Annotated in this window: 15 protein-coding genes; 11 read left to right on the top strand and 4 right to left on the bottom strand. The window is 46.0% G+C overall.

The genetic code is table 11. The annotated features are described in order from the left end of the window. Positions 1-61 precede the first annotated feature (61 nt). Positions 62-2431: a phosphoenolpyruvate synthase gene (gene ppsA / locus CF168_RS12040; protein ID WP_011716755.1), complete on the bottom strand. Its 2370-nt coding sequence runs from the start codon at positions 2429-2431 to the stop codon at positions 62-64. A gap of 124 nt (positions 2432-2555) precedes the next feature. Between ppsA and ppsR the strand changes: the two genes are divergently transcribed. The 4 genes from ppsR (at position 2556) to CF168_RS12060 (ending at position 6080) form a co-directional block, all read left to right on the top strand. Further along, positions 2556-3368 (top strand): posphoenolpyruvate synthetase regulatory kinase/phosphorylase PpsR, encoded by an 813-nt coding sequence (ppsR, locus tag CF168_RS12045; protein WP_011622371.1) that lies wholly within the window; start codon positions 2556-2558, stop codon positions 3366-3368. A gap of 181 nt (positions 3369-3549) precedes the next feature. Beyond that, entirely contained in the window at positions 3550-4614 is a 1065-nt protein-coding gene (locus CF168_RS12050; RefSeq protein ID WP_011622370.1) for a 3-deoxy-7-phosphoheptulonate synthase, read from the top strand. Between the two features lie 150 nt (positions 4615-4764). After that, positions 4765-5196, top strand: coding sequence for an acyl-CoA thioesterase (locus CF168_RS12055; RefSeq protein ID WP_011622369.1), 432 nt, complete (start codon positions 4765-4767; stop codon positions 5194-5196). A 221-nt stretch (positions 5197-5417) separates the two neighbouring features. Further along, the gene (locus CF168_RS12060; RefSeq protein WP_086903577.1) at positions 5418-6080 is read left to right on the top strand and encodes a response regulator transcription factor; all 663 of its coding nucleotides are present in this window, start codon (positions 5418-5420) and stop codon (positions 6078-6080) included. An 81-nt stretch (positions 6081-6161) separates the two neighbouring features. Here the strand turns inward: CF168_RS12060 and cysB are convergent, their stop codons facing one another. After that, positions 6162-7136 (bottom strand): HTH-type transcriptional regulator CysB, encoded by a 975-nt coding sequence (cysB, locus tag CF168_RS12065; RefSeq protein ID WP_011622367.1) that lies wholly within the window; start codon positions 7134-7136, stop codon positions 6162-6164. Between the two features lie 227 nt (positions 7137-7363). Between cysB and zomB the strand changes: the two genes are divergently transcribed. Beyond that, positions 7364-8143 (top strand): flagellar motor control protein ZomB, encoded by a 780-nt coding sequence (gene zomB / locus CF168_RS12070; RefSeq protein ID WP_011716752.1) that lies wholly within the window; start codon positions 7364-7366, stop codon positions 8141-8143. A gap of 121 nt (positions 8144-8264) precedes the next feature. Further along, positions 8265-9493 (top strand): IS3 family transposase gene (locus tag CF168_RS12075; RefSeq protein ID WP_089067993.1). Its coding sequence is split into 2 segments (ribosomal slippage): positions 8265-8616 and positions 8616-9493, totalling 1230 coding nucleotides; the frame shifts between segments, so codons are not numbered across the junction. Positions 9494-9674: 181 nt separating this feature from the next. Here the strand turns inward: CF168_RS12075 and topA are convergent. Beyond that, positions 9675-12308 (bottom strand): type I DNA topoisomerase, encoded by a 2634-nt coding sequence (gene topA / locus CF168_RS12080; RefSeq protein WP_089068966.1) that lies wholly within the window; start codon positions 12306-12308, stop codon positions 9675-9677. Between the two features lie 331 nt (positions 12309-12639). Here topA and astB point away from each other — a divergent pair, with 331 nt between their 5' ends. After that, positions 12640-13974, top strand: coding sequence for an N-succinylarginine dihydrolase (gene astB, locus CF168_RS12085; RefSeq protein ID WP_089067994.1), 1335 nt, complete (start codon positions 12640-12642; stop codon positions 13972-13974). A 70-nt stretch (positions 13975-14044) separates the two neighbouring features. Here astB and CF168_RS12090 read toward each other — a convergent pair whose 3' ends face one another. Beyond that, positions 14045-16576 carry a hypothetical protein gene (locus CF168_RS12090; RefSeq protein WP_089067995.1) on the bottom strand — a complete coding sequence of 844 codons (2532 nt, stop codon included), beginning with the start codon at positions 16574-16576 and terminating at the stop codon, positions 14045-14047. Between the two features lie 220 nt (positions 16577-16796). On the opposite strand from CF168_RS12090, the gene CF168_RS12095 reads away from it, so the two are divergent. From CF168_RS12095 to CF168_RS12110, 4 genes are all read left to right on the top strand, one after another. After that, positions 16797-18110: a dicarboxylate/amino acid:cation symporter gene (locus tag CF168_RS12095; protein ID WP_086904056.1), complete on the top strand. Its 1314-nt coding sequence runs from the start codon at positions 16797-16799 to the stop codon at positions 18108-18110. Positions 18111-18261: 151 nt separating this feature from the next. Next, positions 18262-18594 carry a hypothetical protein gene (locus CF168_RS12100; protein WP_089067996.1) on the top strand — a complete coding sequence of 111 codons (333 nt, stop codon included), beginning with the start codon at positions 18262-18264 and terminating at the stop codon, positions 18592-18594. Positions 18595-18802: 208 nt separating this feature from the next. Further along, complete coding sequence (locus CF168_RS12105; RefSeq protein WP_041408752.1) at positions 18803-19477, top strand: response regulator; 675 nt, start codon at positions 18803-18805, stop codon at positions 19475-19477. Further along, positions 19468-20817, top strand: a complete 1350-nt coding sequence (locus tag CF168_RS12110; protein WP_086904054.1) for an ATP-binding protein — start codon at positions 19468-19470, stop codon at positions 20815-20817. Before CF168_RS12105 ends, CF168_RS12110 begins: the two co-directional genes overlap by 10 nt. Positions 20818-20832: the final 15 nt, after the last annotated feature.

A 20832-nucleotide genomic window follows, 5' to 3' on the forward strand; every position in this document is an offset into this window, starting at 1 on the left:
AAACAAAAAAAAGCCGCTAAAAAGCGGCTTTTTTAACACCTTTATAAAATTACAACCGAGATCAACCGTGCGCTTCGGCTAAATATAACCAAGTATCAATCACTGTATCAGGGTTTAACGATACGGTATCGATACCTTGTTCAACTAACCAGGCGGCGAAATCAGCGTGATCTGAAGGTCCTTGACCACAGATACCGATGTAAGCGCCCTTAGCCTTAGCCGCTTTAATGGCCATAGACAGTAGGATCTTAACGGCTTCGTTACGCTCATCGAACAGGTGGCTGATGATGCCTGAGTCACGGTCAAGACCGAGTGATAGCTGAGTTAAGTCGTTTGAGCCGATAGAGAAACCATCGAAGTGCTCAAGGAATTGGTCCGCTAACAGCGCGTTTGACGGTACTTCACACATCATGATGACGCGTAGACCATCTTTACCACGCTCTAATCCTTGCTCTTTCAGCAGTTCAATCACTTGCTCGGCTTCTTTCACGGTACGGACGAATGGGATCATCACTTCAACGTTTTTCAGACCCATTTCGTTACGCACGCGCTTAATCGCTTCACATTCTAACGCGAAACAATCGCGGAATGATTCAGAGATATAACGGCTTGCACCACGGAAGCCCAACATTGGGTTTTCTTCCTCTGGCTCGTAACGGTCACCACCTACTAAGTTCGCGTATTCGTTAGACTTGAAGTCTGACATACGCACGATCACTTTCTTCGGATAGAAAGCAGAACCGATTGAGGCGATACCTTCGACTAAGCGGGCAATGTAAAACTCAACTGGAGAGTCGTAACCTGCGATCATCTCGTTGATTTCTTCCTGCAGCGCAGCGTCTTGTTGGTTGAATTCAAGCAGCGCTTTCGGGTGAATACCGATCATGCGGTTGATGATGAATTCTAAACGCGCTAGACCCACACCTTCGTTTGGTAAACGAGCAAAATCAAATGCGCGATCTGGGTTACCCACGTTCATCATGATTTTCATCGGTAATGCAGGCAGAGCGTCAACGCGGTTAGACACGACTTCGAACTCTTGCTTACCTTCGTAGATATAACCAGTGTCACCTTCGGCGCAAGAAACAGTCACTAACTGACCATTCTTGATACGGTCGGTCACATCACCACAACCAACTACGGCAGGTACACCTAATTCACGGGCAATAATCGCCGCGTGACAGGTACGGCCGCCACGGTTAGTCACGATGGCGCTGGCGCGCTTCATGATAGGTTCCCAATCTGGGTCAGTCATGTCGGTCACTAACACATCGCCAGGTTGGATTTGATCCATGTCAGCGATTGAAGTTAATACCTTAGCCACACCTGAACCGACTTTATGACCGATAGCACGACCTTCAGAGATCACCGCGCCACGGCTCTTTAAGTGGTAACGTTCAATTAATTGTACGTCTTCACGGCTACGAACCGTTTCTGGACGCGCTTGAACGATATAGAGTTTGCCATCGTTACCGTCTTTTGCCCACTCGATGTCCATTGGACGACCGTAGTGTTTTTCGATAACCATAGCTTGTTTAGCCAATTCCATCACTTCGGCGTCGTTGATAGAGAATTGACGACGTTTTTCAGCAGCAACGTCTTCAATTTTCACTTGTTTGCCGTGAGAAGCATCATCGGAATACACCATCTGGATGAGCTTGCTACCGATATTACGGCGAACAACGGCTTTATGGCCTTGAGTGAGGATGGGTTTGTGAACATAGAATTCGTCAGGGTTTACCGCACCTTGAACAACCATTTCACCCAGACCGAAAGATGAAGTGATAAACACCACATCGTTGTTGCCTGATTCAGTGTCCATGGTGAACATCACACCTGATGCCGCTTTGTCTGAACGAACCATGCGTTGTACGCCGGCCGACAGGGCAACACCGTGGTGCTCATAACCTTGGTGAACACGGTATGAAATTGCACGGTCGTTAAAGAGTGACGCGAACACGTGCTTAATCGCCACGAGTACTGAGTCAAATCCCTTCACGTTTAAGAAGGTTTCTTGCTGACCAGCAAAAGAAGCATCTGGCATGTCTTCTGCGGTAGCAGAAGAACGCACCGCGAATGATGCATCGCTCGTTTCAGCGGCAAGTTTGTCGTAAGCTTCACGAATCGCTTGCTCTAGAGCTGGTTGGAACGGGGTATCGATAACCCATTGTCTGATCTGTGCACCTACTTGTGCCAGTGCATTGACATCATCTACATCCAATGTTGCTAGGATGTCATAAATCTTCTGGTTTACTCCACTTTGTTCAAGGAACTCATTGAACGCATAAGAAGTAGTCGCAAATCCGCCAGGTACTTGAACACCGGCATTAGCTAGATTGCTGATCATCTCGCCAAGAGAAGCATTTTTACCGCCAACCAAGTTGACGTCACCCATGCCTAATTCCTGATACCAGAGTACGTATTGCTGCACAGTTCTATCTCCGCAAGTTTATTTCAGTGGCCCCTTCACACGAGGGCAGCGGCATTTTACACTCCCGCCGAAGCAGCGTAAATCTATAATTTTATTTGTAATTTTATTACTACAAGAGGTCAGTATGGCACCAAAGGTATTTTACATCTCCGACGGGACAGCGATCACAGCTGAGGTTTTTGGGCATGCAGTACTCTCGCAATTTCCATTAGAATTTGAGTCACTTACAATTCCATTTGTTGAAACATTGGCAAAAGCTGAGAACGTTAAACGACAAATTAATGATTGTTTTATTACAACAGGTGAAAGGCCGTTAGTGTTCCATTCGATCGTAAAACCTGAAATTCGGGACATTATTTATTCGAGTGAAGGACTCGATTACGATTTTTTAAATACCTTCGTTGCACCACTTGAACAACATTTAGGCGTTAGCGCCTCTCCGGTGTTACATCGAACCCACGGAAAAGCCAATCACGGCTACGAAGCTCGTATCGATGCCATCAATTTTGCGATGGACAATGATGATGGCCAAACCATGAAACATATGGATCAGGCCGATTTAATCCTGCTTGGCGTGTCACGCTGCGGTAAAACCCCGTCCAGCCTCTATTTATCAATGCAGTTTGGTATTAAAGCAGCCAACTATCCGTTCACCGAAGACGATATGGATAACCTCAAACTGCCCGAAGCGTTAAAACGCAATAAGAAGAAGTTGTTCGGCTTAACCATCGATCCGGTGCGTTTACATGAAATCCGCCAAAGCCGCATGGAAAACAGCCGCTACTCGTCCTTAAAGCAGTGTCGTTTAGAGGTCAAAGAAGTCGAGATGATGTTTAAACGTGAACGTATTCCTTATATCGACACCACCAACCACTCGGTCGAAGAAATCGCCACTAAGATTTTGGACGTGACAGGCTTAGAACGTCATATGTTCTAATCTTGATGATTTCGAACGAGACAATCGAGCCCCTCGATTTAGGCTAAATAGGTCTAACTTAAATCAAATTCATTGCACAGTTGCCGACAATTAACACAATTGGCACTGTGCAATGCTGTTCGATTCGTTATAATCCGAGGCAATCTGGCGAAAAGCGCCGCACGCAAGCTCGGTATTTTGAATGACCATTAAAACAGACGAATTACGCACTTCCTTATTAGCTAAAGTCATCTCACCTGCACAACTGGCATCTGAGTACCCGTTAACCCAAGATGCAGCCGATTATCTCGTACAACAACGTCGTGAAGTCGAAGCCATTATTATGGGCGAAGATCAACGCCTATTAGTGATCATTGGCCCCTGCTCTATCCATGATACTCAAGCCGCCCTCGACTACGCTCGCCGTTTAGCGGTATTGCATCAAGAGTTAAAGGACGATCTCTGCATTTTAATGCGTGTGTATTTTGAAAAACCACGCACTATCGTCGGTTGGAAGGGGTTAATCTCCGATCCTGATTTAGATGGCAGCTTCGAGCCAAATAAAGGATTACGTATTGCTCGCGAGTTATTGCAGCAAATTACTGAGCTGAAGTTACCGATTGCCACCGAGTTTTTAGACATGGTGAATGGTCAATACATTGCCGACTTAATCACTTGGGGCGCTATCGGCGCCCGCACAACTGAAAGCCAAGTCCACCGTGAAATGGCCTCGGCGCTCTCCTGCCCCGTTGGCTTTAAAAACGGTACCGATGGCAATATTAATATCGCCGTCGATGCGGTGCGCGCCGCAAAAGTGCCACATATCTTCTATTCACCGGATAAAGATGGCGCCATGTCAGTGTATCGCACCCATGGTAACCCTTACGGCCACATTATTTTACGTGGCGGTAAAAAGCCGAATTACTTTGAACAAGACATTGAAGAAGCAAGATTAAAACTTGAGTCTGTCAATGTAACGCCACGCGTGGTGGTCGATTTTAGCCACGGCAACAGTGAAAAGAACCACCTAAAGCAGCTTGTGGTTGCCGACAATATCATGGCGCAAATGCGCGCGGGCAGCACGGCCATTGCAGGGGTGATGGCCGAAAGTTTCTTACAGGAAGGCAATCAGAAGGTGGTTGAGGGTCAACCTCTGTGTTACGGCCAAAGCATCACAGATGCTTGCCTGCATTGGGATGACTCGGAGAAATTACTGCGCGATCTGGCTAAAGCCTCTCGCGATAGACGTGAGTTTCTCGGCAAATAAGTCGATTCCCCACGGCAAAAGGCTTCCACTGGAAGCCTTTTTTCTTTTCGTTTTACCTTAACACCTAACGATATAGGCGTTTTCTACCATTCAAATTGAAAACTCACTATAATTGCGCCTCTTTAAAAATGCATAACCTCAGGTTGCCGTATGCCAAACTCGCTCGACTCTAGCCGCCCAGCCTTTTCTGACGCCATCGAACAGCGGATCAATCAATCCGAAGCGCGGGTGATCAAGGCTGTATTTCCGTCTATCACCAATCACCACAACACCTTATTCGGTGGCGAAGCATTAGCTTGGATGGATGAAACCGCCTTTATTGCGGCGACTCGCTTTTGCCGTAAAACCTTAGTGACCGTCAGCTCCGACAGAATCGACTTTAAAAAACCGATCCCAGCGGGCACCTTAGCCGAACTCATCGCCCGCGTGATCCATGTGGGTAATACCTCGTTAAAGGTGGAAGTGAATATTTTCGTTGAAGACATGTATCAAGATCACCGCGAACATGCGATCCGCGGTGTATTCACCTTTGTTGCGGTTGACGAACAACGCCATCCGACTCAGGTATGGACCGCTGAATAAGATTTAGCCAGTCAAAATAAGGTACTCTCGCCCTTAAACACGCCCGTTTGAGGGCGTGTTTTTGTTTGAATAATCCGTCCACCTTTGATAGACAAAAGTATAACAACCAGAAACATATAAAAATTTTGTCAATCTTACTGCATAAAGCAATAGGATCCTCGATTACTTTTCTGTTACATTGGGTTTAATCTTCACGTGCCACGAACATAACCAACAAAGCCATGAAGCTAGAAAACTTAAATATTATTATTGCCGATGACCATCCATTGTTTCGAAATGCACTACGCCAAGCCCTCAGTAGCGCCTTTGAACACACCCAATGGTATGAGGCCGACAGTGCAGATGCCTTACAGTCTGTATTAGATTCACAGAATGTGAGTTACGATTTGGTTTTGCTGGATCTGCAAATGCCTGGCTCCCACGGCTATTCGACGCTTATTCACCTGCGCTCCCATTACCCTGAACTGCCTGTGGTGGTGATTTCGGCCCATGAGGATATCAATACCATTAGCCGTGCTATCCATTATGGCGGCAGTGGGTTCATCCCGAAGTCAGCGTCGATGGAAACCTTAAAAGAAGCGCTCACCGCCGTATTATTTGGGGATATCTGGTTGCCCGCTGGTGCTGAAATCATCCCGATTGAAGATGATGATACGGATAAGATGGCCAACAAACTCTCCGACTTGACGCCGCAGCAATACAAAGTGTTGCAGATGTTCGCCGAGGGCTTACTCAATAAGCAAATCGCCTATGACTTAGGTGTGTCTGAAGCCACCATCAAAGCCCACGCTACCGCGATTTTTAGAAAGCTGGGAGTCCGTAATCGTACTCAAGCCGTTATAGCCTTAGGCCAGCTTGAAATGGATAAAGTGGATTTGACCTAATTCGGCCATGACTGCTGTCAATTTCGCATAAAAAATGCCGCATTTATTGCGGCATTTTTTATTGTCTCTAACAACCGCGAATCAACGCATTGGCAGGTTTTTATCGGCAAACATTTCATCAATCAATTGCTGATCGCGTAATGCCACCGCCTTTTCAACGACATCGCGAGTCAAATGTGGTGCAAAGTGTTGAATAAAATCATACATATAACTACGTAAGAAACTGCCTTTTCTAAAACCAATCTTAGTCGTGCTGTGGGCAAATAAATGGCCCGCATCGATAGCCACTAAGTCTTTATCGATATTAGGGTCAATCGCCATTGAGGCTATCACCCCGACTCCTAAGCCTAAACGCACATAGGTTTTCAGCACATCGGCGCTGGTCGCACTAAAGACCACCCGCGGCTCGAGATTGGCGCGGTTAAAGGCTTTTTCAATCTCCGATGCGCGGTCAAAACCAAACACATAAGTGACTAATGGGAAACGGGCTAAATCTTCGATACTGATATGGGTACGGGTCGCCAATGGATGATCTTTGGGAACCACAACCGAGCGATTCCAATGGTAACAAGGCAACATGATTAAGTCGGAATACAAGTGCATCGCTTCGGTGGCAATCGCAAAGTCAGCATCTCCACGCGCCGCTTGTTCGCTGATCTGCGATGGCGTGCCTTGGTGCATGTGCAAGTTAACTTTAGGATAACGGTCGATGAATTGGCGAATAATATGGGGCAACGCATACCTCGCCTGCGTATCCGTGGTCGCGATATTCAATTCACCCTGATCAGGCTTAGTATATTCCTCGGAGACTTTTTTAATGCTTTCGACTTTACCTAAGATGTCATTGGCGATATTTATCACCTGTTGTCCGGCGGGTGTCACGTGGGTCAAATGTTTACCGCTGCGACCGAAGATTTGAATGCCTAATTCATCTTCCAACATGCGAACTTGCTTACTGATCCCAGGTTGCGATGTATATAAATTTTCCGCGGTGGCCGATACGTTAAGGTTGTGTTTGACGACCTCAGCAATATACCTGAGCTGTTGCAGTTTCATCTTATGTCCTTGTCTCAAACAGGCTGAATTGGATTGGCGAAATTGGCGCAACTCAGTATCAGCTATAATCAATCGTTATAGTATATAGTAAAAATTAAAGCAAATAGGAATATAGAGCACAAGTCTTAAGTTTCATACGACAGAAATGATAACCTAGGCTAAGATAACTATGCTAGTTTATTGATTTATTGTAGCATTAGCCCAATTAGATAAATAATGGAACAGCTATGACATTCACCTTGGTTCTGATCCTCATCGGTGCACTTTTACTGCTTGTTATCGGAATTAACGTTATACAACAACAAAAAGAACGTGCTGAGGCTGAACGTCGCATAGAATTTGCCCGTCAACGCGCAATTATTGATGAAACTGAAACCGTATTGTCCAACACAGGGATGATCCCTTGCAGTACACACATCATTTTAGTGCTCTATCGTCGCGTGCAAGAAGCGTTAGAAATCGCCACCACTTTAAGTGCGAGTCAACAGCAATCGGATTTTCAACGTCGTCTTACCGATCTCAAGTCACAAATCGAGACATTGCAATCTAACACGCCACAGATGCCCCCTATCGAGAATTTTAGATTGCCGGATAATGACAAGCAGATCTTAGTGTTAGTACAAACACTCAAGAAACTGAAAGCCATTTTACGTGCAGAACACAACAAGGGACGAGTCGACCCCAATGTTTTTGCTCAGGAAGAGAATCGTATCGATAGTTTACAGCTACGGATTAATGTTGATTCCATGCTGTCCCGTGCCCGTGCCGCAAGCTTTATGAAGCAATATGGTTCATCTAAGCAAATGGTCACAAAAGCTTTAGCAACCCTACACGCCATTAAAGCGCAAACGCCGAATGACCCTTTTATTGCCCGCAAGGTCGATGAAGCCAAGATGTTGTTAGATGAGATTATGGGTGCACAAAAATTGTCAGCCCCAAGTGCGCCTAGACCTAAAAATGAAGAAGATGACATCGATATGCTGTTTCAACCGAAGAAGAAATGGTGATATCGCATTGCTAAATTATTAACTTAGGAATGTTTTCTATAAAAAAGCCAAGTCTGTGACTTGGCTTTTTTATGCGTGGTTGTCCCGTCCTGAAATACGTTGACATAAAGAGGATTTCTTTATGACAACATTAATTAACTCAAGGCGTAAGCGCACACAACGAGATTACACCTTAGCCTTTAAATTAGGCGTTGTAGAGCGTGTTGAAAAAGGCGAAATGACGTACAAACAAGCCCAAGCCCATTTTGGTATTCAAGGCCGTTCAACGGTACTCGTCTGGCTTAGAAAACATGGTAGACTTGATTGGTCGAAACCTTTTCAGCATCCCCTTATGACTAAGTCAAAAGAAACACCTGCCGAAACGATCAAGCGCCTTGAACGTGAGTTAGCAGAAGAGAAACTGCGTAACCAAATCCTCAATGGCATGGTTGATATCATGGACAATGAATATGGAGCAGGCCTCAGAAAAAAGTACTTATCCGGTACGTCTGGCAAGCAAAAGGCAACGGAGAAATAAACCTCGCTGCCGCATGTCGTGCTGCGGGTATGTCGAGGCAAGGTATTTATCAGGCAGTTGCTCGAATGGAAAGTCGTAGAGCTGAGCTATCGGTTATCAAAGACTGGGTCCAGTACTGGCGTAAATATATGCCAAGGTTAGGGGCCCGTAAGCTCTACACGTTGATAAAATCCAAGCTGGTTGAGCACGATATTAAACTCGGGCGAGATGGGTTCTTTACCTATTTGAGAAGTGAAGGTTTACTGGTTAAACCGAAGAAAAGCTACACAAAAACCACGTTCAGCAAACACTGGATGAAGAAGCATCCTAATCTGCTGAAAGAGGAGGGACTGCACGATGCAGGGCATGTACTGGTCAGCGATATCACCTATCTTGAGTCAGACCAAGGTGTGCACTACCTGTCACTGATCACCGATGCCAGTTCTCGTAAAATAGTCGGTCATCACGTGAGTAAAGACATGAAAGCCGAGAGTGTGGTGAAAGCGTTAAAAATGGCCATCAAAGATAAGCGCTATATCGGCAACGCGGTGCATCACTCAGACAGAGGCTTACAGTACTGCTCAGCCGTTTATCAGAATGCGCTTCAGGCGAGCCAAATCCAGCCGTCAATGACGGATGGTTATGATTGCTACCAAAATGCATTAGCAGAAAGAGTAAATGGCATACTGAAGCAGGAGTTTTTACTGCACCGATGTAGGACATTTGCGGAGCTGAAGATACTTGTTAGAGAATCGATAGCAATATACAACAATATGAGACCGCATCTGAGTTTGAATATGGACTCCCCTAATCAGGTGCACAATAGAAAAGACCAGCTACTGGAGCTGGCCTAAAAACTGTCAACCTATCTTAGGACGAGACAGGTATTTTTATTCACAATATCTCGGTTATCGGTAAACCACTATCATTGCTTTAATCGGCGCTTGTAAGAACCCTAGATAACAAAATGGGCTCACCTAAGTGAACCCATTTATAACCACGAAGAAAAGGATCCTAAACCCGATTCAGATCAGGTTACTTCTTAGCTTTCTTCGCCGTCGATTCAGTCACCCATTTACCATTCACATAATGCGCCGACCATCCGGTTGCTTTACCATCAACTTCGGTCGCCACATATTGCTCTTTGGTCTTACGGCTAAACTTAACCGCCGCTTTATTCCCCTCATCATCGGCGATAGGAGCATCGGCAAGATACTGATATTTTGGCCACAACAGCTCGCGATATTTCACTAACTCTTCGACGAGTGGCGCCCGGGTTTCCCGAGATTTAGGGAAAGTGCTGGCGGCTAAGAAAATCCCCGCCGCACCATCACGCAGCACAAAATGCGCATCAGACTTGCTGCATTTCAGCTCTGGCAGATAAATAGGATCCTCTTTTGGAGGCGCAGCTTCACCGTTTTTCAGTAACTTACGAGTATTTTTACATTCCTCGTTAGTACAACCAAAATACTTACCAAAACGGCCGTTTTTCAGCTCCATATCATGGCCACAGCGGTCACATTCAATTAATGGACCTTCATAACCTTTGATCTTAAATTGTCCTTCTTCGACTTCATAACCCTCACAGATGGGGTTATTACCGCAAACGTGCAGCTTACGCTTTTCGTCGATAAGGTAGCTGTCCATCGCCGTACCACAAATGCCGCAGCGATGCTTGGCGCGTAGTGCATCGGTTTCGGCATCTTCACTGTCGCTAATCGCTTCAATACCTGGCGTTAAGTTCATGGTGGTTTTGCAGCGCTCTTTCGGTGGCAACTCGTAACCCGAACAACCGAGGAACACCCCAGTTGTGCCGGTACGGATCCCCATAGGGCGACCGCAAGTCGGACACTTAATATTGGTCATCACCATTTGATTGAGGCGCATACCGCCTTCTTCTGGTGACAATTCCGCCTTCTCTAATTGTTTAGTGAAGTCGGCATAGAAACCATCGAGAACCTTTTTCCAATCCAGCTCACCACTGGCAACATCGTCGAGGGTCTGTTCCATGCTAGCGGTAAAGTCGTAGCTCATCAGCTCAGCAAAACTACCGACTAAACGCTCACTGACAATCTCGCCCATTTTCTCAGCGTAGAAACGGCGGTTTTCAACTTTGACATAACCCCGTTCTTGAATCGTCGAAATAATAGTGGCATAGGTTGAAGGACGACCGATACCACGCTTCTCTAATTCTTTTACCAATGACGCTTCGCTGTATCTGGCAGGCGGCTTAGTAAAGTGTTGCTTAGGCTCTAGTTCAACCAGAGACAACAGATCACCTTCGTTCACCGATGGCAAGGTATTGTCTTCTTCATTTTTCTTTTTCAATGCGGTTTGAACACGAGTCCAACCGTCAAAGCGCAGGATACGTCCCGTCGCTTTCAGTTCATAGTCACCCGCCTTGACCGTGAGTTTGGTCGCATCGTATTGGGCAGGAGTCATCTGACAAGAGACAAACTGACGCCAGATCAGCTCGTAGAGACGCTGTGCATCACGTTCCATATCAGTTAAGGCAGCCGCTTCGACATTCACGTTTGATGGACGAATCGCTTCGTGCGCCTCTTGTGCGCCTTCCTTAGAGCCGTAGCGAATCGGTTCGGCAGGTAAATACTTGGTGCCATATTCCTTGCCGATCATCTCACGCACGCTGTCTAACGCTTCTTGGCTTAAGTTTGTCGAATCGGTACGCATATAAGTGATGTGACCCGCTTCGTACAAGCGCTGTGCCATCATCATGGTTTTCTTCACCCCAAAGCCTAAGCGAGTACTGGCCGCTTGTTGCAGAGTAGAAGTAATAAAAGGAGCCGAAGGTTTACTTTGGGTCGCTTTATCTTCACGAGCGATCACTTTAAAGCTGGCAGAAGATAAGGCTTGAACGGCGGCTAACGCTTGCTGCTCGTTTGTTGGCTCGAAGGCTGAGTCTAAGTACTTTACCACTTCCATGCGCAGCGCTTCGCTCGCAGGCGTATTTAGCTGTGCATGCACATCCCAAAACTCTTCAGGTACGAAGGCTTTGATTTCGCTTTCACGCTCCACCACGAGACGCACGGCCACGGATTGCACCCGTCCTGCGGATAAGCCGCGAGCAACCTTCTTCCACAACAGTGGAGACACCATAAAGCCGACGACACGGTCTAAAAAGCGTCGTGCCTGTTGGGCATTCACCATATTGGTGTCGAGGGAAGAAGGTTTACTAAAGGCTTCTTGAATCGCAGATTTGGTGATTTCGTTAAATACAACGCGTTGATACCGTGAAGGATCGCCACCAATCACCTCTTGCAAATGCCAGGCGATGGCTTCCCCTTCACGGTCTAAGTCCGTTGCGAGATAGATTTGGTCAGCAGAATCGGCTAAGGCTTGCAGCTCTTTAACGACTTTCTCTTTACCCGGTAGGATTTGATATTTAGCCGCCCAGCCCTTTTCAGGGTTAACGCCCATACGCGACACCAGCGCCTGGTGGTCTTTCACCTTTTTATATCGCGCCTTTTCTTCTGGCGACATCTTCTTCACTTCGGCGGCGGATTTCACCTTTTCATTGCCGTCAGATGAAGAAGTTGGTAGGTCACGGATATGCCCCACGCTCGATTTAACGATGAATTCTTTGCCAAGATATTTATTAATAGTCTTAGCTTTGGCCGGTGATTCGACAATAACTAGCGATTTACCCATAGTTTGATTTGCGCCAAAAAATCTCAAGAAGGTGGAAATTGGCTCCATATATAGAGGGTTGCATTGAGAGTTTCAAGCTAATCCCTCTTTTATATGTACCAGCGAGTCACTTTTTAATCAAAGTTGAAAAAATGTAAAAAAATAATATTGCGTAATTAAAAACTAATATTTCATTATTTGCCAGCAAGCAAGAAATAGTTATGCATTTATCGCGAAAAAGTCGCTTTGAGCACAAAACCGTGCGCTTGTGCCCACAAAAACCTTCAGTATACTGGGTCGCTTCAGGGACCATTTGAATAAATAATAACCTTCCCTATCACAAGGATAAGCAATGAAGCACTTTGAAGCGAATTTCGACGGACTCGTTGGGCCAACCCACAATTATGCCGGTTTGTCTTTTGGCAATGTGGCCTCACTCAACAACGCCGCTTTAGTCTCAAATCCTAAAGCCGCCGCTAAACAAGGTTTGCAAAAAGCCAAAGCACTCGCTGATTTAGGGATGATCCAAGGCATGTTAGCGCCGCAAGAGCGCCCAGATCTTAATACACTGCGCCGAATTGGTTTTTCTGGCAGTGATGCCCAAGTTTTACAACAAGCCGCTAAAACCGCGCCTGCGCTGCTTAATGCCTGTTGCAGTGCTTCGAGTATGTGGACGGCAAATGCTGCAACCGTGTCTCCCAGTGCCGACACCCGTGATGGTAAACTGCATTTTACCCCTGCCAACTTAGTAGATAAGTTACATCGCAGCATCGAGCCCATCACAACGGGGCGCATCTTAACAGCAACTTTCAACGATCCCCACTATTTTCATCATCATAACCATTTACCTGAGCATAATAGCTTCGGTGATGAGGGCGCGGCGAACCATACTCGCCTGTGCCAAGAATATGGTCATGCTGGGGTCGAGCTGTTTGTTTACGGCCAAGAAGCCACCAATCCTAATGCGCCAAGACCGCAAAAATATCCTGCAAGACAAACCCTCGAAGCGTCGATGGCGATAGCAAGATTGCACCAACTCGAGGAAGATAACTGCGTCTTTATTCAACAAAATCCCGATGTCATTGACCAAGGGGTATTCCACAATGACGTGATCGCCGTGGGTAACCAAAATGTGCTGTTTTACCATGAGCAGGCATTCTTAAATACACAGGCTAAATTGGATGAAATAAGACGAAAACTCGATACCGAATTATTCTTTATCGAGGTTCCAACGGCCAAAGTAGCGATTAACGATGCGGTAAAGAGCTATCTATTCAATACCCAGATAATCACCCTTCCCTCAGGCGAAATGGCCATCATTGCCCCAACGGACTGCCAAGAGAACCCGGCTGTTTATGCGTATTTAAATGAGCTACTCACGTTAAATACGCCAATTAAACAAGTGCTGTATTTCGATGTGAAACAAAGTATGCAAAATGGTGGCGGCCCCGCCTGCTTGCGTTTACGGGTTGCCATGAATGAACAAGAAGTCGCAGCTGTAAATCAACACACTTTACTTAACGATGCTTTATTCGCGCGTTTAAACACTTGGGTGGATAAACACTATCGCGACCGTTTATCGACACAAGATTTAGCCGATCCGCAATTAGTGATTGAATCACGCACCGCATTAGATGAGCTGACCCAAATCATGAAATTAGGAAGTGTGTATCCATTCCAACGCTAATGTGATTTGAGCCTAAAATGTGCAGGTAAAAAATAAGGTGCCATTGGCACCTTATTTTTTTAGTTGAAACCTACTTAACAACAATAGGAATATTCAACACTTCAGAGGTTGTCCCCTCGAGTCCGACATCACTTAATCCCGGAGTCGTGACCGTCACGATCAAGTTACCAGAATCCGCCTGATCGCCACCTTTTAAACTCACAACAAACTGCCTGCCACCGTTATAGTTGGTGCTTGGCCAAGTATAACTTGTAGAGCTCGTTACTGTTGCTCCTGAAGCTTTAAAGTTAACCACAGAACCTGCTGGCATTTGCTGGTTATTAATATCTGCAATAGTAAACATTACAGATGCAGTACCTTTAATACCAATATCAATTTGGTTGTTACCAGCAACGTTATCATTAATCACAACGTTTCCAAGTGTCGTTGCATAGGCTTCGCTACTAGACATCACCAGTACCAGTGAACGTCGTACAGAGATTGATGCTTGTGGACTACATTTCACGCCAGAAACTGAAGCATCACAAAGTACACCACTATACTCGCCATCCGCTAAATTGAACTCACCTTGTCCTGTTGGATTGACTGGATCAATAAAGTCTGTAAAGGTCTCACGTGCGCCAGAGGTATCAGTGGTACTTGCCGTCATGTATTTCGGTGTATAAATACCATCTTCGTTATGATCGACATAAGCTTCACTTAAATCATAACAGTCACCGCTATTGTCACGACCGCAGTTAGTTGCACTACCCACAAATAAGTTAAATTCACTAGCAGTATCGAGAATGTTGTTGCTGTTAAGATCAGGGAAAGACTCTTCGCCAATCGCAGTCGCGGTAATCGTCACGCGTCCGCCATAGGGCTGACCGTAATAATTGCCATTATAGCTTCCACCGGCAAGATTTACTTCTTGCTTTAAGAAAGCGGTAGGTTCCTGCACTCGGTTACCATTACTATCGAAGAAGGGGCCATTTCCATCAATTCCCACTGGACGAGGTAACTGGCTGGTCCAAACAACAGAACAAACACCATCTTTAGTTTGGCATGAACTTTCTATTGAACCACCTTCGGCCGTAAATACCACTGCAGTGCCATCGGGTACAGGGTTGTTAAAGGCGTCGGCTAAACGAGCGGTGACCGTAACTTTAGCACCATCATAGTTCCAACCTTCAACGTTTAATACTGAAGCAGAAAGTGAAAAACTGTCTTGGTCAGGCTTACCCGTTGACACCACTAATACATTGGATTGACTGGAAATACTCGAACCGTCTGTGCCAAGCGTTGTTGCAGTCACTCGAACAGTCGTTGCCACAGTGCCAGAATTAACAACCGTTTGTACATAACCTTGATTGTTAGATGTCGCAGTTGCAGGCGTTAAACTCAATCCTGCTGAATCATTATTAAGCTTAAAATCAACAGACTTGTTAGCTACAGCATTGCCGTTAGTGTCTAGCACTCTAAAGCGCAAGGTTGAAGACTCTGCGGTTCCTGTACCTTTGATACCAATATTTTCAGGCGTTGCGTCAACAAAAACGATACTACCGACATTTGCCGATAACACTTTAATTGTGCCCGTTGCAGAAAGATTCTTGCCACCTACGTCGGCAGTAACAGTGATATTGTCATCTCCAACACAACCTTTCGCGAGATAGGTACTGGTTGCTTGTCCACCAACGGCGGTGACCGGAGTGCTAAGTACAGCTTCTGGGGATGACTTATTAGAACAAGTCGACGCGAATTTAACATCAACTGGCTCAGTAAATGGATTGCCATCACTGTCTTGCAGCAGAATAGAAACGGTTGCAGTACCACCTGCAGATAAGGTCGTCGCACTCACATCAGCCTTACCTGACACAAAAGGTGAACCACTGCCCATTAGGACATTGGTTGCTCCCACAACAAACACTTGCTCACCAAATTCACCTGTGTTTAGTGATGCTTTGGCGGTACCAGCGCCAGGAGTACTCCCAGCGTACAAATTAACACTCGCTTTACCATTAGCATCTGTAATTGCTGTTTTTACAGGAAGATCGCCAATAGTAGTATCAAAAGTCACAATGGCCGCTTTAGATAATCCAGTGACAGTGGCAGTTAAAATACCAGGCGTAGTCGACGTAATACTATCAATCGCATTACCAGCAGAGTCTGTTAGTTTTAGAGTAACTTGAGCTCCGCCACCAGCTTGACCGCCGTCACCCGCCATCACAAAACCTATTTTGCCGGATTCACCACTATCAATCTTTGCACTCACAGTGCCCGCACCTGCAATAGTGGCCGTATTTAAAATAATAGAGGCTACACCTTCACTATTTGTTAATGCAGTTGCTGCGGCAGGGAAAAAAGACCCCATGTTTGAATTACTCAAACTAAAGGTCACCAATTCACCCGCTAACGCGCCAACTTTCGAATCGACTACCTTAGCTGTAACAGTGGCAGGCGCATTCGCGGATATATTGGTATTTGAAATCCCCATTGTAACGGTAATTACACTTGGGGTTGGGGTGGTGCCAGTGCCATCGTCGGAGATATTGCCTCCGCCGCCACATGCGACCAAAAAAAGTGAACATATTCCTGCGAGAAAAACCTTATACGCTGACTTCATTGTCAGGCTCCCTGTTACTCTGATGATAATACTAAGATTGACGCTTTTAACTTATAGGCTAACATTACACAATTTTCACGTAACTTTTCCAATACTCTCTTATTTTATTTCTCATATTTTGCGCTTAGTTTAACATCGGAACTCATTTAAACTTCTGCATTTTCTTGCTAGGCTTGTCGTCGCCAATATTAGAATGTATAAAAAACACACAGGAATCCCCATGGCAACCTCATCACAAAAGAAATTCGGCCTTACAAGTAAAATTCTGTTCGGTATGGCAACAGGTATTGCTTTAGGTCTCATACTCCGCAATGCCTTTCCAGAAAGCGATATAGTAAAAGACTACATTACAGAAGGTTTCTTACATGTTATCGGCACAATCTTTATCTCAAGTTTGAAAATGCTAGTGGTTCCACTGGTATTTATTTCGTTAGTTTGTGGCACTTGCTCACTGAGTGAACCTTCAAAATTAGGTCGTTTAGGCGGCAAAACATTAGCCTTTTATTTATTCACAACGGCGATTGCTTTAATTCTGGCCATTGTCAGCGCGGTATTAGTTCATCCTGGTAATGCTTCGCTCGCTTCCGAAAAAATGGAATACACAGCCAAAGAAGCGCCTAGTCTTTCAAGTGTCCTAATCAATATAGTGCCAACGAATCCGATGCAGGCCATGAGCGAAGGCAATATGCTGCAGATTATTATCTTTGCGGTGATTTTTGGCTTTGCGATTGCGCATATTGGCGAGCGTGGAAAACGTGTTGCCGCGTTATTTGAAGATTTAAATGAAGTGATCATGCGAGTCGTTACTTTGATCATGCAGCTTGCGCCTTACGGGGTGTTTGCACTGATGGCAAAACTGGCCTTAACGCTAGGTTTGGGAACATTCGAGAGTGTGGTCAAATATTTCTTTGTCGTGTTGGTGGTGCTATTGATCCACGCCTTTATCGTCTATCCGACCCTGCTTAAGTTATTCTCAGGCTTAAATCCGCTGATCTTTATTCGTAAGATGCGCGATGTGCAGTTGTTTGCCTTTTCAACCGCAAGCTCTAACGCCACCTTGCCGATTACAATTGAGGCGTCTGAGCACAGACTCGGTGTTGATAACAAAATTGCCTCTTTCACCCTGCCATTAGGCGCCACCATTAACATGGATGGCACGGCCATTATGCAAGGTGTCGCCACGGTATTTATCGCCCAAGTCTTTGGTATTGAATTAACCATTACCGATTATGCTGCCGTTGTTGTCACCGCAACCTTAGCTTCAATCGGTACTGCTGGGGTTCCAGGTGTAGGGTTAATCATGCTAGCTATGGTGCTTAACCAAGTCGGCCTACCCGTTGAAGGGATTGCTCTTATTATCGGGGTTGACCGACTCCTAGATATGGTGCGTACCGCAGTTAACGTGACGGGTGATTGCGTCGCGACAGTGGTCATTGCCAAATCTGAAGGTGAATTTAACGAAACCGTATTCAACAATACTCAAGCTGGTAAAGTCGCCAGTAACTTCGATGAGCAAGTGCATAAGGTCGAGTAATACAGACGTTAGAATGCCTTTGTCTCCGCTAAAAAGCCCAACTTAGTTGGGCTTTTTTATTGTCTTATCCTGATTTTGTGAACAAGCAAATAGAATAGTCCTTTAAATGCCGTTACATTAGACCTCGTCAATATAGAACGAGGAGAAAGCTATGTGGTGGAGAGTGAGTTGGATTATTGTCGCCTTTTGGCTATTAAGCGCGCATTTCCTACGCTATGACCAGCTGCTATTAACTGGCCTATTTGCAGTCGCGCCTCTTGGTCTACTCATCAAACATCCAGTCGTCATTCGACTACTGCAAGCGATACTGTGCATCAGTGTGGTTATCGTTTGGGGTACAACCGCAATCGATGCGGTGCAAATGCGTCTTGCCCACGGTGCGCCTTGGATAAGACTCGCTGTAATCATGGGCGGTGTGATGCTCTTTAGCTTAGGAGCCGTATGGAGTGCTAATGGGATTTGGCGCAAAACCACGCAATCATAGGCCAAGATGCAATAAAATGATCTTCAACCTCAAGGCAGAGGGATAGATCGGACAATCTCTTTAAAGACAATTAATTAGTACTTATTTTCGCCACTCTATCGGCTCGGTCAGCCAAGGTTAAGTTGTTATTCGTTATGATAAGACAATATTTGGCTCCCGCGTATATTTTGCGTACACTGAGCCCAGTCGACTTTAAGGCATGAGTATTATGAGAATTTTGGTTGTTGAAGATGATCTTATTTTATCCCACCATCTAAAAGTGCAATTAAGCGATTTGGGCAACCAAGTCCAAGTCGCTCTCACCGCCAAGGAAGGGTTCTTCCAAGCGACTAACTACCCCATCGATGTGGCCATTGTCGATTTAGGTTTACCCGATCAAGACGGCATTAGCCTTATCCAACAATTACGTGAAGAAGGCGTTAAAGCGCCTATCTTAATCCTAACGGCCCGAGTTAACTGGCAAGATAAAGTCGAAGGCCTTAACGCCGGTGCCGATGACTATTTAGTCAAACCCTTCCAGAAAGAAGAGTTAGTCGCGAGACTCGACGCTTTAGTCAGACGCAGCGCAGGCTTTGTTAAACCCGTCATCACCAGTGGTGAGTTAAAGCTGGATCTTGCCGCCAAGCAAGTGACCCTCGGCAACGAGATTATGGAAGTCACCGCCTTTGAATACCTCATTCTGGAATATTTGATGCGCCATTGCCATGAGGTCGTCGCCAAACAGCGACTCTTAGATGTGATTTATGGTGACAAGGAAGGCGATCCAAACACCATTGAAGTAATGGTGAGCCGTCTGCGCAAAAAACTCACCCGTGATGGCATAGACAACCCGATAGCGACCATTCGTGGCCAAGGTTACAAATTCAATCTGCCATGCAATTAAGACTCAAAATGAAGAAACGTCTGCTGACGCGGATGTTTCTCACCTCATTATCAATCATCACCTTAGTCGGATTTGGCCTCGCTTGGATGGTCAATATTCTGCATGCGCAAAATAGTTACAACGAAGAAACCGCGCAGCTTATCGCCGAAATCCCCCAAGTCGCCGCAGAGCTGAGGGAGCACGATTTAATTCCCGACACCAGCGCTTGGTTAGAGGAAAACAACAAGCAAGAACGCTATGTGATGGCGAGCTGCGATGAAAAATTTAAACAGGTATGGACATCTTCCCTCGCAGTCGACCGGGGCTTGTTCGATACTTGCGAACGTTTCAACGAAATCCGTAATGATTCCCCGCCCTACTACCTGACCATGGCCGATGACAGAGGTTACTTCGTGTATTTGCTCGCGGTCGAAATCGCGGGAGTACACTACAACCTGCTGGTGATGAAGGATGCGGCGAAGCTTGAGCAGGAATACAGTAAATTCAGTAAGCGCACTTACATCCGTTTAGCCATGGTGCTCGCCCTCGCACTTATTCTGCTGGTCAGTGCGGCATATTGGGGGATGCGTCCACTGGTGCGGATGCAAAACGAACTGCAATCGATTAACCAAGGTAAGACAAAATCACTATCAGAGGGTTATCCCGTTGAGCTTGAAGGCGTAACTCAAGCCCTTAACCAACTATTGCAACAATCGAGCGCCCAACAACAACGTTATCAAAACGCGATGAACGATCTGGCCCACAGTCTAAAAACCCGTCTTGCCGCCGTTCACGCCATTACTGATGACACGACGCTGACGAAGCAATCCGCCAATGAAAAAATCATGGAGCAGATTAGCCAAATGGATCAGCTCGTTAAATATCAACTTAAGCGTGCCATGTTAGGCCGCCAAGGCTTAAAGCAGGAGCACACCGCCATCGCCCCGCTGGTCGATCAACTGGCGCAAATGTTATTTAAGATTTATCGCGAAAAACAGGTGCAATTTAAGGCCAACATCCCCACAAACCTGCAGTTCCCTGGCAATAAGGGCGACTTGATGGAGCTATGCGGCAACCTAATGGAAAATGCCTTCCGTTTGTGTATCAGCCAAGTTCAGGTCAGCGCCCGCTTTACGGACCAAGGTGATTTTGAATTAATTGTCGAAGACGATGGGCCCGGGGTTGAAGAAAAGCTGCGCCAAAAAATTATTCAACGGGGCGTGAGAGCCGACACCCAATCCCCAGGACAAGGCATTGGGCTGGCTGTGTGTGATGAGATTGTCAGCAGCTACGGCGGCTATTTGAGTATTGAGGAAAGCCATTTAGAAGGCGCCAAGTTTAGAATTACTATCCCTGCTTAACCGCCTTATTCACGC

The sequence above is a fragment of the Shewanella bicestrii genome (assembly GCF_002216875.1).
Lineage (GTDB): Bacteria > Pseudomonadota > Gammaproteobacteria > Enterobacterales > Shewanellaceae > Shewanella > Shewanella seohaensis.